General features: G+C 71.8%; 14 protein-coding genes, 1 tRNA gene and 2 riboswitches. Of the genes, 8 read left to right on the top strand and 7 right to left on the bottom strand.

Going from position 1 to position 13,015, the window contains the following annotated elements:
- Positions 1-96: 96 nt before the first annotated feature.
- Positions 97-2,118 carry an N-acetylmuramoyl-L-alanine amidase gene (locus AC1WTP_RS03730; RefSeq protein ID WP_481647822.1) on the bottom strand — a complete coding sequence of 674 codons (2,022 nt, stop codon included), beginning with the start codon at positions 2,116-2,118 and terminating at the stop codon, positions 97-99.
- Between the two features lie 240 nt (positions 2,119-2,358).
- Positions 2,359-2,495, top strand: a riboswitch (cyclic di-AMP (ydaO/yuaA leader).
- Positions 2,496-2,507: 12 nt separating this feature from the next.
- Here AC1WTP_RS03730 and AC1WTP_RS03725 point away from each other — a divergent pair.
- Positions 2,508-3,548 carry a C40 family peptidase gene (locus AC1WTP_RS03725; protein WP_481647821.1) on the top strand — a complete coding sequence of 347 codons (1,041 nt, stop codon included), beginning with the start codon at positions 2,508-2,510 and terminating at the stop codon, positions 3,546-3,548.
- Between the two features lie 61 nt (positions 3,549-3,609).
- Here the strand turns inward: AC1WTP_RS03725 and dcd are convergent, their stop codons facing one another.
- Positions 3,610-4,188 carry a dCTP deaminase gene (dcd, locus tag AC1WTP_RS03720; protein WP_481647820.1) on the bottom strand — a complete coding sequence of 193 codons (579 nt, stop codon included), beginning with the start codon at positions 4,186-4,188 and terminating at the stop codon, positions 3,610-3,612.
- A gap of 79 nt (positions 4,189-4,267) precedes the next feature.
- On the opposite strand from dcd, the gene AC1WTP_RS03715 reads away from it, so the two are divergent.
- Positions 4,268-4,816, top strand: a complete 549-nt coding sequence (locus AC1WTP_RS03715) for a pyridoxamine 5'-phosphate oxidase family protein (RefSeq protein ID WP_481647819.1) — start codon at positions 4,268-4,270, stop codon at positions 4,814-4,816.
- 63 nt (positions 4,817-4,879) lie between these two features.
- Here the strand turns inward: AC1WTP_RS03715 and AC1WTP_RS03710 are convergent, their stop codons facing one another.
- The gene (locus AC1WTP_RS03710; protein ID WP_481647818.1) at positions 4,880-5,863 is read right to left on the bottom strand and encodes a zinc metalloprotease; all 984 of its coding nucleotides are present in this window, start codon (positions 5,861-5,863) and stop codon (positions 4,880-4,882) included.
- Between the two features lie 294 nt (positions 5,864-6,157).
- On the opposite strand from AC1WTP_RS03710, the gene AC1WTP_RS03705 reads away from it, so the two are divergent.
- Positions 6,158-6,228: transfer RNA gene (locus tag AC1WTP_RS03705), tRNA-Gly, on the top strand.
- Positions 6,229-6,320: 92 nt separating this feature from the next.
- On the opposite strand, the gene AC1WTP_RS03700 is transcribed toward AC1WTP_RS03705, so the two are convergent.
- Positions 6,321-6,482 carry a hypothetical protein gene (locus AC1WTP_RS03700; protein ID WP_481647817.1) on the bottom strand — a complete coding sequence of 54 codons (162 nt, stop codon included), beginning with the start codon at positions 6,480-6,482 and terminating at the stop codon, positions 6,321-6,323.
- Between the two features lie 235 nt (positions 6,483-6,717).
- On the opposite strand from AC1WTP_RS03700, the gene AC1WTP_RS03695 reads away from it, so the two are divergent.
- A complete protein-coding gene (locus AC1WTP_RS03695) occupies positions 6,718-7,278 on the top strand; it encodes a hypothetical protein (RefSeq protein WP_481647816.1) in 561 nt (186 codons plus the stop codon).
- A 650-nt stretch (positions 7,279-7,928) separates the two neighbouring features.
- Here the strand turns inward: AC1WTP_RS03695 and AC1WTP_RS03690 are convergent.
- The gene (locus AC1WTP_RS03690) at positions 7,929-8,519 is read right to left on the bottom strand and encodes a TetR/AcrR family transcriptional regulator (RefSeq protein WP_481647815.1); all 591 of its coding nucleotides are present in this window, start codon (positions 8,517-8,519) and stop codon (positions 7,929-7,931) included.
- A gap of 50 nt (positions 8,520-8,569) precedes the next feature.
- Between AC1WTP_RS03690 and AC1WTP_RS03685 the strand changes: the two genes are divergently transcribed.
- Positions 8,570-9,121, top strand: a complete 552-nt coding sequence (locus AC1WTP_RS03685; RefSeq protein ID WP_481647814.1) for a GNAT family N-acetyltransferase — start codon at positions 8,570-8,572, stop codon at positions 9,119-9,121.
- The gene (locus AC1WTP_RS03680) at positions 9,118-9,339 is read left to right on the top strand and encodes a hypothetical protein (protein WP_481647813.1); all 222 of its coding nucleotides are present in this window, start codon (positions 9,118-9,120) and stop codon (positions 9,337-9,339) included. The genes AC1WTP_RS03685 and AC1WTP_RS03680 overlap by 4 nt, the downstream gene beginning before the upstream one ends.
- 214 nt (positions 9,340-9,553) lie before the next feature.
- Here AC1WTP_RS03680 and AC1WTP_RS03675 read toward each other — a convergent pair whose 3' ends face one another.
- Both AC1WTP_RS03675 and AC1WTP_RS03670 read right to left on the bottom strand, forming a co-directional pair.
- A complete protein-coding gene (locus tag AC1WTP_RS03675; RefSeq protein WP_481647812.1) occupies positions 9,554-9,928 on the bottom strand; it encodes a VOC family protein in 375 nt (124 codons plus the stop codon).
- A 160-nt stretch (positions 9,929-10,088) separates the two neighbouring features.
- Complete coding sequence (locus AC1WTP_RS03670; protein WP_481647811.1) at positions 10,089-10,985, bottom strand: bifunctional 5,10-methylenetetrahydrofolate dehydrogenase/5,10-methenyltetrahydrofolate cyclohydrolase; 897 nt, start codon at positions 10,983-10,985, stop codon at positions 10,089-10,091.
- 11 nt (positions 10,986-10,996) lie between these two features.
- Positions 10,997-11,079: riboswitch (ZMP/ZTP riboswitch) on the bottom strand.
- Positions 11,080-11,229: 150 nt separating this feature from the next.
- Here AC1WTP_RS03670 and AC1WTP_RS03665 point away from each other — a divergent pair.
- A complete protein-coding gene (locus AC1WTP_RS03665) occupies positions 11,230-11,568 on the top strand; it encodes a YciI family protein (protein WP_481647892.1) in 339 nt (112 codons plus the stop codon).
- Positions 11,561-12,784 (top strand): RNA polymerase sigma factor, encoded by a 1,224-nt coding sequence (locus tag AC1WTP_RS03660; RefSeq protein WP_481647810.1) that lies wholly within the window; start codon positions 11,561-11,563, stop codon positions 12,782-12,784. The genes AC1WTP_RS03665 and AC1WTP_RS03660 overlap by 8 nt, the downstream gene beginning before the upstream one ends.
- Positions 12,785-13,015: the final 231 nt, after the last annotated feature.

Below are 13,015 nucleotides of genomic sequence, written 5' to 3'. Positions count from 1 at the left end.
TCGCCGTACCGCAGAAGGGCCCCCGGTCAGCTGACCGGGGGCCCTCGGCGTGTCGGGTCGGCGGCTCGGCGGGGAGCCCCTGACCCGGGCGGGCGACTAGGGAGCGCCGACCGCCGACGGCAGGAGCCACACGTCGTCCAGGTTGACGTAGCCGATCCGGTGGCCGAACTGGACCTGCACGTAGCGCAGGTCGCCGCTGACCACGGTCCAGTCGCCCGGGGACGACCCGTCGAAGGTGACCGCGCGGTAGTACTCGCTCGGCAGGACCCCGCCCACCGCGTACCGCTGGCCGGCGGCGAGCGTGTACTGCAGCGGTGAGATCGCCTGGTACGGCACCCCGGCGGGGTAGGCCGCCTGCTCCGGGTAGGCCCGCCCGTAGACCGGGATCGTCGCCTTGCCGGGCTTCGGCGTCACCACGAAGCCGGTGGCCCACTTCGCCGTCGGCGCCGAGGCGGGGTTGTGGAACCAGGCCTTCTGACCGAGGTACCAGATCGCCGTCCAGTCCCCCCGCACCTCGGCGACGGCGTACGTCTGGCCGGCCGAGCCCCGGGCGCTGTGGTCCGGGACGTACATCGTGCCCGGCGAGCCGTCCGGGTGCTCGCCCAGGTCCACGGCCAGCGGCGCGTCGTGGCTCGGCGCGCTGCGCAGCAGCACCGCGGACGAGCCGCGCAGCGGGCACGGGTCGCTCACCGGGGGCAGCGGGGTGGGCACCCCCGGCGGCTGCCGCGAGCACCCGGTGAACGCCGGCTGGTTGCCGGCGAACTCGGGGTCGATGGTCACCAGGCCGGTCCGCGGGGTGCCGGTGGACCGGAACGGCGCCTTCAGCAGGTCGAAGTAGTGCGACCAGTCCCAGTACGGTCCCGGGTCCCAGTGCATCCCGGCGACGTTCGCCGCCACCGTGCCGGGGACGTTGTCGTGGCCGATGATGTGCTGTCGGTCCAGCGGGATGTTGAACCGCAGCGCCAGGTGCCGGACCAGCTTGGCCGAGGTGCGGTACATCGCCTCGGTGTACCAGGTGCCGTGGCCGGCGAAGCCCTCGTGCTCCAGGCCGATGGACTTGGCGTTGACGTACCAGTTGCCGGCGTGCCAGCCGACGTCCTTGGTCTTGATGTGCTGGGCGATATGGCCGTCCACCGAGCGCAGCGTGTAGTGCCAGCCCACCCGCTTCGGGTCCTTGACCAGGTTGACGCTGGGCCAGAAGTAGCCCTCGGTGTCGTGGATGACGATGTACTCGAGCTTCTGCTGGGCCGGGCGGTTGCCCAGGTCGTAGTTGCCGTAGTCGCCGGGCCGGGGGCCGTACTTCTGGTACGGAGCCGGGATCCACTCGCAGCCGATGCCGATCGGGCACTCCAGCCCGTCGGGCCGCTCGGCGCGCCGCAGCCCGAGCCGGTGCAGGGCCGACTCGTCGGGGCTGACCGCCCGGGCCGGCAGGGTCACCCGGTGCCCGTCGTCGGTCGTCCGGCTCGCGCCCTCGCGGAGTTGGCCGTACACCTCGTCGGCGAAGGCGGCCGCGGTGTCCTCGGCGCCGGCGCCGGAGTAGCGGGCCACCGCGCCGTACCAGGCCGCCGGGTCGCTGGCCGCGCCGACCGGGCCGCCGAGCTCCCGCTGGTACGCGGCGAGCAGCGCCGCCCCGCCGCGGATGTTGGCGGTCGGGTCGGACCGCAGCGCCTCCGCGCTGGCGCCGGTGAGCGCGGCGGCCGCCTGGAGGGTCTGCAGCGCGGCGTCGCCGGGAGCGGCCGGCGCCGGTTCGGCCGTGGCCGGCGCGGCGACGGCCAACGGCCGTGACTCGTCACCGCGCGGGTCCTCGCCCTCGTCGATGTGGCTGCCACCGGGGAGCGAGGTGACGTGGGCGGCGTCGGTGAGGTGCATCGGGCCGTAGCCGCCACTGGTGCTCGGGGTGCCGGGATGGGTGTCCCAGCGGGACTCGAGGTAGGAGACGGCGAGCAGGACGCTCTCCGGCACGCCGAACTCGGCGGCCGCGGCGGCGTACTGCTGTTGCCGGTCGATCGAGTCGGCGGTGGCGGGACCGCTGGCGGTGAACGGGGTGACCGCCATGGCGAGGGCCGCGGCGGCGGCGAGCAGGGCACGCCTGCTCCTCGATCTCGTGGACAGGTGCATCGGACCCCCTGGTCAGACGGGTGGACGATGCGGCCACCTTCACCCCGGCGCCCGTCCGCCGTCAATACCTTTCCATATATCAACCTCAGAGGAAGAAAACCTTCGAGCCGTCCCCACGAGGGTCGTCGATCCCGCCAGGTACGGAGTGTCACGGCGACACGGGTTGCGGATTGATAACGAGCGTCTCTACTCTGGTCATTCGTCGGCCCGACAACAGCTCCGTCCAACCCGGGCGGTAACGGTCCGGCACCGCCGAATCGCTCGCGAGCGAACCGGGGAACCAGGTAACCCGGGGTGAATCCGCAGTCACTGCGGTAGGGCGACCCCTTCCCGCCCGAACCCGTCAGCTAACCCGGTAGGCGGTACAGGAAGAAGGAGTACGGAGCCCGGTGGCACACCATGCCCCGCGGCCACCGTCGGCACGGTCGGCGTCCGCCGACCCGACGACGGCTGCGCCGCGCCCACGCTGGTCCCGCTTCACCACCGCACTCGCCGCCCTGGTCGGCTTCGCCGTCGTCCTGACCGGCGGCGCCACGGCGGCCCACGCCGAACCCACCGTCGCCGAGATCGAGCGCCAGATCGACGAGGACTGGAACAAGCTCGAACCGATCATCGAACGGCACAACGCCACCCGCCAGGACCTGGCCGCCAAGCGGAAGCAGGCCGACGCCCTGGCCGCCCAGATCAAACCCCTCCAGGCACAGGTCGACGCGGCGATGCAGAAGGTCAGCGCGCTGGCCGTCCGCGCCTACAAGGGCGAGAACGTGCTCACCATCAACGCCGTGCTGGGCAGCAGCTCGCCGGGCGAGGTGGTCGGGCAGCTCGAACTGCTCGACCGGTTCGCCGAGCGCCAGCAGCGGGACGTGCGGCAGGTCGCCGACCTGCGCGACCAGCTGGCCGCCAAGAAGGCGCCGCTGGACGAGATGATCGCCCAGCTCGCCCGGGCCGAGGCCCAGCTGGCGGCGAAGAAGAAGGAGATCAACGCCGAGATCGACCGGCTGCAGAAGCTGCGGCTGCGGGTGTACGGCAACGGCGGCGGCGGACCGCTGCGCCCCGCGCCGTGCCCGGCCGGCTACCCGGGCGGCGCGGCCGGGGTGGCGGTCAAGTTCGCCTGCGCCCAGATCGGCAAGCCCTACGTCTGGGGCGCCGAGGGCCCGAACTCGTACGACTGCTCCGGGCTGATGCTGGCCGCCTGGGCGAAGGCCGGGGTCTCGCTGCCGCACAACGCCGCGCAGCAGCGCGGTGTCACCGCCACGGTCAGCCGGAGCGAGCTGCGCCCGGGTGACCTGGTCTTCTACTACGCCGACCTGCACCACGTCGGGATGTACGTCGGCGGGGGCTGGGTGGTGCACGCCTCCCGCGCCGGGGTGCCGATCAAGATGAAGCGCCTCGACGACGGCCCGATCCACAGCTTCGGCCGGCCGGACTGACGACCGCGTACCACGGAAAGGGGCCCGCTCCGACGCCGGAGCGGGCCCCTTTGCGCGCGGGTCAGCGGGTCGGCCAGGTGCGCCACTGCTGCCAGGAGCGGCTCGGCGTCGGGCCGCGCTGCCCCTGGTAGCGGGAGCCGTAGACGGCCGAGCCGTACGGGTGCTCGGCCGGCGACGAGAGCCGGAAGATGCAGAGCTGGCCGATCTTCATGCCCGGCCAGAGGGTGATCGGCAGGTTGGCCACGTTGGACAGCTCCAGCGTGACGTGGCCGGAGAAGCCGGGGTCGATGAAGCCGGCGGTGGAGTGGGTGAGCAGGCCGAGCCGGCCCAGGCTGGACTTGCCCTCCAGCCGCCCGGCGAGCTGGTCGCCGAGCGAGATCACCTCGAGCGTCGAGGCGAGCACGAACTCGCCCGGGTGCAGCACGAACGGCTCGCCGTCGGGCACCTCGACCACCGAGGTCAGCTCGTCCTGCTGCCGGGCCGGGTCGATGTGCGTGTAGAGGTGGTTGTTGAAGACGCGGAACAGCTTGTCCAGGCGTACGTCGATGCTGGACGGCTGCACCAGCGTGGGCTCGAACGGCTCCAGCGCGAGGGTGCCCGCCTTGATCTCGGTGACCAGGTCGCGGTCGGAGAGCAGCATCGGAACACCATAGCGAAGCGTCCCGGGTGACCTGCGTGTCGGACTAGGTGTTCGTACACGTGTTCGATAGAATGTCCGCATGGCTTCCTGGTCCGAATTCGCCGCTGACGAGCCCCGACTCGCCGACGGGATCCGCCTTCTCATGCAGCAGTACGGGCCGGGCTTCGGCTACCTGGCCACGGTCCGCGCCGACGGCGGGCCCCGGGTGCACCCGGTCTCCCCGGTGATCACCGACGAGGGCCTGTTCTGCTTCGTGGTCGACTCACCCAAACGACGCGACCTGGAGCGCGACGGGCGCTACGCGCTGCACTCCTTCCCGCCCGAGGAGAGCGACGACGAGGCCTACGTCGCCGGGCACGCCCGGCCGGTCACCGACCCGGCCCGGGTCGCCCGGTTGGCCCGCAGCTTCCGGGCCGCCACGCACGTCGACTGGCGGCTGTTCGAGTTCACCGTCGACGTGGCCATGCTCGCCCGCCGCGACCCGGGCGCCGTGGGCGGCCCCGGCAACGGGCACGGCCGGCCCGCCGTCCAGGTCTGGCTCGACCCGGCGGTGCCCGACGCCCGGGACGCCGAGCCCGCGTCGCGCGCGCGCCGGCCCGCCCACGACGCCCACCGCGAGGCCGCCTGAGCCACGAAGACACCGGTGCCGGCTCCGTCGTTCGGAGCCGGCACCGGTGGGTGGTACGTCAGATCAGGCCGCGCGGTACGCGTTCCACGCGGTCAGCATCCGGCTCGCCTGGCCAGCGGTGAACTGGTACATGCACGAGTCGTAGGTGTAGTCCATGAAGTTGGTGATCGGGTCCACGCCCGGGGCCGTGCAGGTGTCCCGCCCGGTCGGGCACTGGAAGGCCGGTGAGGCCTCGGCAGCGGTGTCGCTGACGCCGTCACCCGTGCCCGAGCAGCCGCCCTGGAAGGTGTGGTAGAGGTTCAGCCAGTGGCCGACCTCGTGGGTGCCGGTGTCGCCCTGGTTGTAGTTGGCGGCGGTGCCACCCGGCAGCGACTCGCTCAGCGCGACCACGCCGTCCATGCTGCTCAGCTTCCGCTGCGGGAAGGTCGCCCAGCCGAGCAGGTCGTCGCTCAGTTCGCCCAGGTACACGTTGAGCGTGTTCTTGCCGCCCTCCCGCAGCGAGGTCTTCATCGACCGCTCCGCCGACGAGCCCTGCACGATCGGGTACCACGCCGGGTTGGTCACCCGGTTGATCTTCTGCAGTTGGAAGCTGAACGCGGTGGCCGCGCCTCCGGTCGCTCCGCTGTAGGACTGGTTCAGCACGGTGATCTGCGAGGTGATCATCGAGTCCGGGATGTTGCCGCCGGCCCGGGTGCTGTCCCGCTGGATCACGTGCACCACGACCGGGATGGTGACGGTGGCCAGGGTGGTCGCCCCGGCGCCGGTGCGGAACCGGGCGCGCTCGCGGAGCGCGGCGGCCAGATCGGCCTCCCGCTCGCGGGTCTCCGCGAGGGTCAGCTCGTTCGGTTCGTGCTTCGCCGCGCCGCCCGCCTTGATCCGGGCGTCCGCGTGGACGTCGGCCGGCTCGACGCACACCTCACCGGGGGCGGCGGAGAAGGCCGAAGCGGCCGGTACGACGCCCACCGCGGCGGTGCTGAGCAGCAGCGCGAGGGTCGTCGACGCGACACCGGCGGTACGCCGGGTCAGCAGGTCGGGACGAAGTCCCATGGGCCCACCTCTTTCTGGCGGCATGACAGGGGGTGTGTCACGCCGTGGCTGAGAACGTGGGGGAGAGGTTACAACCGATCGACAAATTTGAGAACGACCATATGTTGCCGGAGGGAAACTTTTTCCTGGCAACGCGGCTGGGCGCCGGCGTCGGGTGCGCGGAGTGTTGCCCTCGGGTGGCTGCGGTGTTTCGCGGCGATCTTGAATCCCCGGGAAGGTGCGTTGCCAGGGTGGTCGGGCGGAGGGGGTACCTGGGTGCGCCGGGGCGGTGACTCAGGTACAGTGGTCCCGCTTGCGGGTGTAGTTCAATGGCAGAACATCAGCTTCCCAAGCTGACAGTGCGGGTTCGATTCCCGTCACCCGCTCCGATCGGAAGGCCCTGGTCAGGACGAAAGTTCCGCCCAGGGCCTTCGACGTTGCTGGGGTCGGCAGCTCCGAACGGGCCATCCACGGGCCACTAGCCACGCTTCTTGCCCGCCTTCTTGCCCTTGCCCTTGGCCTTGTCCGAGGAGCCGGCCGCCGGCTTCTTGCCCGCCTTCTTGCGCTCGGCCTTCACCGCGTCGCTCACCGCCTGGGCGATGGCCCGATCCGCCTCCGAGGTGGCGTGCTGGTAGGTCATGGCGGCCTGGGTCGATGACCTTGTTGAGATTGCCGCGCCAGATCGGCCGCCCGGACGGCGTGGTGAATCCATGGGGTGAGAGCAGACTGGCGGCCTGCGGTTGCATGACTTGCGGCACGCGGCCGCGGCAACGGAGGTCATCGTGGCAATACCGATTGACGCAGGCCGTCCAGGCGACATCTGGAGACTTCACGCCGACGACTGGCCTGTGCGGATAAAGGAGCGACGCAAGCACATGGTGGTGTTCCAGTCGGACGCCGAACCAGCACGATCGGGCCACGGGATCGACTCGGGGGACTGGGGCCATACTCTGCAGCGCTTTCGTGAGGACCTGGAAACGCTTTACGCCGGTGATCAGGCGCATGTCTTCGTCCCCGAAACCGAGGTCTACATCCTCGAGATCGCGAAGAACGAATACAAGGCGTCTGGAAAGGGCTGGGTTGCCTGGAGAACCGGGCAACCGCCCACCTCGGAGTTCGCGGACTACGGCCTGTTCTTCGATCCTGCATCGGAGTGGAACCTCGACGGTGAACTCGTCTACCGACCGTTTGCCATGTTGGACGACGGCGCGCAGGTAACTGATTCCCGGGGTCGGCAATGGACCTTTACCGCGCCCTTCTCGTTCAGTGGCGAGGACGGCCGGCGCGGAACGCCCGCCTGGCCGCTGGTTGTGGCGGGCGACGACGGACCGACCAAGACCCTGACCGGCAGCAGTGACAACGACCAGAGGGCCGAATGGAGCGCGCGCTCGGGCGTGGGTTCAGACGTCTTCGATCTTGAGTTGCCTGACTGGTAGGCAACCGCACAACGACGCGCCCCGCAACGCTACGTGCCCCGGCACCTCCAGCACAGCGACAGCGGTCGCCGTGCTGGGGGTGCCGGGGCCGTCACGGGCCATCCGTGGGCCAGTAACCGGGGCGCGTAGCCGGTCACGAGCGGGCACGAGAAGCAGCCGGGTGAGCCGCCGGCCGCAGGCGTTTCGGACATCGCGGTCGGTTGATCACGCTCTTCCAAACTGAGGCCCGCAGGGACGCGGTGTTGGGAGGCGGCGCCTATCCTCTGGGCCATGGGAGCTGTCAAGCCGTGGCACCTGTTCGTCCTGACGCTCTGCTGCCTCTTGCCGACCGCTGCGGCGATCGTTGGCGGGGTCTGGGCGGTCCGTCGATCCGGTAACCGTCGCTGAGCCCCAAGTCCAGTCGCAGGTGCCAGGCCATCCACGGGGCCACAAACGGGTGCCACCAGGGGCCAAGCCAGGCCATCCAGGACCGGACCGACCAGCGGCTACCCAGCACGACGATCCGATCTTGTCCAACTCCCAAGCTGGCAGTGCGGGTTCGATTCCCGTCACCCGCTCCAACGTGAGGCCCCAGCTCAGGACTCGTCGACGGCGCCGGTGAGCAGTGCGGGCATCGAGGAGAAACGCCAGCCCGCGTGCTCGTCGTTGGATCAGTGCGCGGCGGTCAGGGTGGCCAGGTAGTCGTCCAGGAGCTCGACTTGCCGCTGCGGCGGGAACGCCGCCGGGTCGAACAGGGCCTGGACCACCAGGCCGAGAAGGAAGGACTGCGCGCCAGCCGCGATGCTGGCGGGGTTGCCCGGGGGCAGTTCGCCGAGATCCTGGGCCGCGGCCACCCGCTCGGTCAGTCTTTCGCGACCTCTCGCGTACTTGCGGGCGTAGTCGGTGCTGAGGTTGGGGTCGGAGAGCGCGGTGTCCCAGGAGGAGACCCAGATGCGGTTGATGTGGGTGGTCTCGGGGGTCAGTGGCAGGATGTCCAGCAGTGCGTCCCTGAGGGCGGCCAGACCTTCGCCCGTGTGTCGGCGGGGGCGGGAGATGGTGCGCTGTTCGAGCAGGTCGAGGGCGTACTCCACCAGGGCGTGTTTGGTGGGGAAGTAGTGCGTCAGCAGGCCGGTGGTCGCGCCGAGTTCGGCGGCGACGGCGCGCAACGTCAGGCCGGCGAAGCCGCGGGTGGCCATGACCTGCCAGACCGCTTCCGAGACATCGCGTCGGCGGGCCTCGTGATCTCCCTTGGTGCGTGGCATGCTGCCACGGTACATTCCCGTAACAATTGTTATGCGAATGGGAGGCTCTCATGTTCTCGCTGCCGCTGCGCGACGGTGCTCGCCTTGGGCCGCTAGAGGTCTGGCATGTCGAGGAGTTCGCCGAACATCTGGACCGGGCCCGCGACCACATTCGTCCCTGGGTCGGTGCCGCGTTCGTCACCGACGATGTGGAAGGGGCGCGGGCCACGCTCAAGCGGTACGCCCAACGCCAGGCCGGCGACGGTGCCCGCCTGTATGGCATCTGGCGGGATGGAGTGTTGGTCGGCGGTGTGATGTTCACCGATTTCAATGCCGCTGTCGGCTCGTGTGAGATCGGTTGCTGGCTGGAGCCGTCCGCCGAGGGCCACGGTCTGGTCACGCAGGCGTGTGGCGCGTTGTTGGACTGGGCCTTTGCGTCCCGGGGGCTGCACCGGGCCGAGTGGCATTGCCGGGCCGACAACGACCGCAGCTCAGCGGTGGCCAAGCGGCTCGGCATGACGCTGGAGGGCGTGCGCCGCGAGGCATGGCCGTACGAGGGCGTGCGCCACGACAAGCAGCTCTGGGCGGTCCTTGCTTCCGAATGGCGAGCCCTGGGGCAGTGATCGGCGACGGCTTCGCGGTCCTGGCCTGGGCCGCACGTGGGGCTGAGCTGTTTGGCGGCGAAGCGGTTCGTCGAGAACTCCCGTTCGGCCTCGCCATCGGTCTCGGCCTGCTGCTCGCGTTCGAGGGCATCATCAAACTGATCCGCCGGCGGGGCCACCCGCCGCGCGGTCCGCTTCACCTTGTCCCCGTCCGGTCTTTCGGCCTGACGGCACAGTGAGCGAGGCGACCCTGGCGGCGTGTCAGGCGCTGCGGGCGGCCGGGATCCCGCTGGTGGCCGCCACCGCCCGGACTCCGGCGGGGGATCCGCGCGCTGGGCAGCCCTGGCACCGCTGGTCACCGTCGCCGTCTGCTGCACCGGCGAGATCGGCTACGACCCGGTGGGTGACCACCTCCAGGCCAACGGGTCCTCGGCCGAGCCCGACGATCCGAACTCAGATGAACAGGCAGAACGGGTGGCCGGCCGGGTCGAGGTGCACCCGCACGTCGTCCTGGGGCTGGAAGTCCGCCACGGTGGCGCCTGCGGCGACCGCATGCGCCGAGGCCGCGTCGAGGTCGTCGACCTCGATGTCGAGGTGGACCATCATCGGCGGATCCTGCGGACCGGCCGGCCAGACCGGCCGTACATAGTTCGGCTCGGTCTGGAACGACAGGCCGGCGCCGTCGTCCGGTGCGCGCAGCGTGACCCAGTCCGGCTCGTCGTCGTGGCGCGACCAGCCGAGCAGGCGTTCGTAGAACGCGGCGAGCTCCCGGGCGTCGGGCGAGTCCAGCACGGTGGCGGCCAAGGTCAGCCGAGGTCGATCTGCCATGACACTGGCCATACCCACACATCGGCATGGATCACACCGCACGGAAGGACGACAGGATGTGGCGCCGGACCGGACGGTAGTGCCTTCAGGTATGAGCCTTCGTCACCGTCCCACGGCCGCCCACCCGAACACAGGCGGGCGGCCGTGCCGGTTGCTCGGGTCAGCCGCGCCCGCTCAGCCGCTCGGCGGCGTCGACGGCGTTGCGGAAGAGCATGGCCACGGTGGTCGGGCCGACCCCGCCGACCCGGGGCGTGATCGCGCTGGCCACCTCGGCGCACGACTCGTCCACGTCGGGCAGCAGCCGGCGGCCCTCGTACCGGACGCCGGCCCCGACCACCACCGCGCCCGGCTTGACGTGCTCCGGCTGGATGATCCCGGGTACGCCGGCGGCCGCGACCAGGATGTCGGCCCGCCGGGTGTAGCGGGACCAGTCCGGCACCCCGGTGTGGACGACGGTGACGGCGGCGTTGGCCGTGGGCCGCTTCTGCGCCAGCATGATCGACAGCGGCCGGCCGAGGGTCGCGCCGCGGCCGAGGATGACCACCTCGCGCCCCGCGACCGGAATCTCGTAGTGGGCCAGCAGCGCCTCGATGCCGGCCGGCGTGCAGGGCAGCGGGCCGGGCAGCCCGAGCGCCAGGCGTCCGATGTTGAGTGGGTGCATCCCGTCGACGTCCTTGTCCGGGTCGACGGTCTGCAACGCCCGGTCGTAGTCCAGGTGGGCGGGGACCGGATACTGCACGAGCAGCCCGTGCACCCCCGGGTCGGCGTTGTAGCCGGCGATCACCCGGTGCAGGTCCTCCTGGGTGGCGTCGGCCGGCAGGTGGGTGTGCGGCGAGTCGAAGTCGAGTTCCGCCGCCTGGCGCTGCTTGATCCGGATGTAGCCGGCGCTGGCGTCGTCGTCGCCGACCAGCACGGTCGCGAGCGCCGGTACGACGCCCGCCCGGCGGAGGCGGGACACCCGGTCGGCCACCTCGGCGAAGACCTTGTCGGCCAGCGGCCGCCCGGAGAGCAGCCGGGCGGTGTGCGGCGTTGCGACGGTGTCGGGTGCGATGGGCATGGCTCCCCCAACGTGGGTGCCCAGGCGGTCGACTCCCACGGCGAGCTCCCCGATGGTTGGTGCCATCCCCGTGCCGCCAGTCGCGTTCCCACCCAGCTTGCCCCATCCGCCGGCGTCGCCGCCAGGCGACCCCCGGACGCCGTCGGCGGTCGCCGGAAAAAATCTTGGTCGGCCTGTCCGGAACGGGGCCGCCCGTTCGTCACCCTGGTGAGATCACGAACCAGGGAGTGCCGAGATGAAGTACATGATGTTCGTCTGCAGCGACACCGAGCCGGACACCGACCAGCAGAACTGGCCCGACATCGAGGAGTGGGTGGCCGAGAACGACGCGCGCGGCCGACGGCTGACCGGCGATGTGCTGGCCGAGACCTCGGCCGCCACCACGGTCCGGGTCCGCAACGGCGAGCTGCTGGTGTCGGACGGCCCGTTCGCCGAGACCAAGGAGGTGATCGTGGGCTTCGACCTGCTGGAGTGCGCCGACCTGGACGAGGCGATCGAGGTGGCGCGTACCCACCCGATGGCCCGGGCGGGTCGGATCGAGTTGCGCCCGTTCGCCGACCTGGCCGACCGCCCGGGTGACTGACGCCCCGACGGCCGCGACGGCGGGCGCCGTCGCGGCCGCCTGCGCCGACTCGTACGCCCGGATCGTCGCCGCGCTGATCCGGGTGACCGGGGACTGGACGCTGGCCGAGGACTGCGCGCAGGAGGCGCTCGCGCTCGCCCTCGAACGGTGGCCGGGCGACGGGGTGCCGGCCAACCCGGGCGGCTGGCTGATGACGGTGGCCCGCCGCCGCGCGCTCGACGTGCTGCGCCGTGCCTCCGTCGAACGCCACAAGCTGCGCGACCTGGCGGTGCTCACGCTGCCCGACGTCGAGCGCCCGGAGACGAAGGAGGTCGTGGACGACCGGCTGCGCCTCGTCTTCACCTGCTGCCATCCGGCGCTCTCGCTCCAGGCGCGGGTGGCGCTGACGCTGCGCGTCGTCTGCGGCGTGCCGACCGCCGACATCGCGCGCGCCCTGCTGGTCGGCGAGTCGACGATGACCCGGCGCCTGACCCGGGCGAAGACCAGGATCGCCACCGCCGGCATCCCCTACCGGGTGCCGACCGGACCGATGCTCGCCGAGCGGCTCCCCGGCGTGCTCGCCGTGCTCTACCTGCTCTTCACCCGCGGCTACGACGCCGACGGCGAACCCGCGTTCGCCGACGAGGCGATCCGGCTGGCCCGCCTGCTCGACCGGCTCATGCCCGACCAGTCCGAGGTCGCCGCGCTGCTCGCGCTCTTCCTGCTCCAACACTCCCGCCGGCACGCCCGGCGCGACCCCGACGGCAACCTGCTCACCCTGGACCGGCAGGACCGGGCGCGCTGGGACCACGCCGCGATCGCCGAGGGCGTCGACATCCTGGCGCGGGTGCGCCCGGCCGGCCCGTACGCCCTGCAGGCCCGGATCGCCGCGTGCCACGCCACCGCCGCGTCCGCCGCGGCCACCGACTGGCCGGCCATCGCCCGGGCGTACGACGAACTCGCCCGGATCCAGCCGTCCCCGGTGATCGAGCTGAACCGCGCGGTCGCGCACGGTTTCGCGGACGGCCCGGCGGTCGGGCTGGCGCTGCTGGCCGCGGCCCGCGCCGGCGGGGCGCTGGACGGCTATCCGCCGGCCGTGGCGGCCGAGGCCGAGCTGACCGCCCGCGACGGCGACCGGGGGCGGGCCGCCGCGCTGTTCCGGCGGGCCGCCACGATGTGCCGGGCGGATGCCGAACGGCGCGCCCTGCTGGACCGCGCCGCCGAACTCTCCGCGTGAGCCGCTCCGCGACCGCGTCAGCGCACCCGGTCGGCCCGGCCGGTGGCGCGGGCCGCTGCCGACCGGCAGCGCCGGTGCGCGGCCATCCAGGCGGTGGTCCACCAGGGCGGGCTGCGACATCAGCCGGCCGACCGTCACCCGCCCGGTGGCGTCGAAGTCGGTGCCCAGCCGTTCGAAGTCCCCGGTCGGCTCGCGGCACGGCCGGGAGCCGCCGGGCCGGTCGTCGCGGCC

Source organism: Micromonospora sp. R311 (assembly GCF_056780015.1).
This window is presented reverse-complemented; position numbering and strand designations above follow the sequence as displayed.

Excerpts from the sequence above, each read along its gene's own strand:
- AC1WTP_RS03730 (WP_481647822.1), bottom strand. The coding sequence starts at position 2,118 with ATGCACCTGTCCACGAGATCGAGGAGCAGGCGTGCCCTGCTCGCCGCC.
- dcd (WP_481647820.1), bottom strand. The coding sequence starts at position 4,188 with ATGCTGCTCTCCGACCGCGACCTGGTCACCGAGATCAAGGCGGGCACC.
- AC1WTP_RS03715 (WP_481647819.1), top strand. The coding sequence starts at position 4,268 with ATGGCTTCCTGGTCCGAATTCGCCGCTGACGAGCCCCGACTCGCCGAC.
- AC1WTP_RS03710 (WP_481647818.1), bottom strand. The coding sequence starts at position 5,863 with ATGGGACTTCGTCCCGACCTGCTGACCCGGCGTACCGCCGGTGTCGCG.
- AC1WTP_RS03700 (WP_481647817.1), bottom strand. The coding sequence starts at position 6,482 with ATGACCTACCAGCACGCCACCTCGGAGGCGGATCGGGCCATCGCCCAG.
- AC1WTP_RS03695 (WP_481647816.1), top strand. The coding sequence starts at position 6,718 with ATGGTGGTGTTCCAGTCGGACGCCGAACCAGCACGATCGGGCCACGGG.
- AC1WTP_RS03690 (WP_481647815.1), bottom strand. The coding sequence starts at position 8,519 with ATGCCACGCACCAAGGGAGATCACGAGGCCCGCCGACGCGATGTCTCG.
- AC1WTP_RS03685 (WP_481647814.1), top strand. The coding sequence starts at position 8,570 with ATGTTCTCGCTGCCGCTGCGCGACGGTGCTCGCCTTGGGCCGCTAGAG.
- AC1WTP_RS03675 (WP_481647812.1), bottom strand. The coding sequence starts at position 9,928 with ATGGCAGATCGACCTCGGCTGACCTTGGCCGCCACCGTGCTGGACTCG.
- AC1WTP_RS03670 (WP_481647811.1), bottom strand. The coding sequence starts at position 10,985 with ATGCCCATCGCACCCGACACCGTCGCAACGCCGCACACCGCCCGGCTG.
- AC1WTP_RS03665 (WP_481647892.1), top strand. The coding sequence starts at position 11,230 with ATGATGTTCGTCTGCAGCGACACCGAGCCGGACACCGACCAGCAGAAC.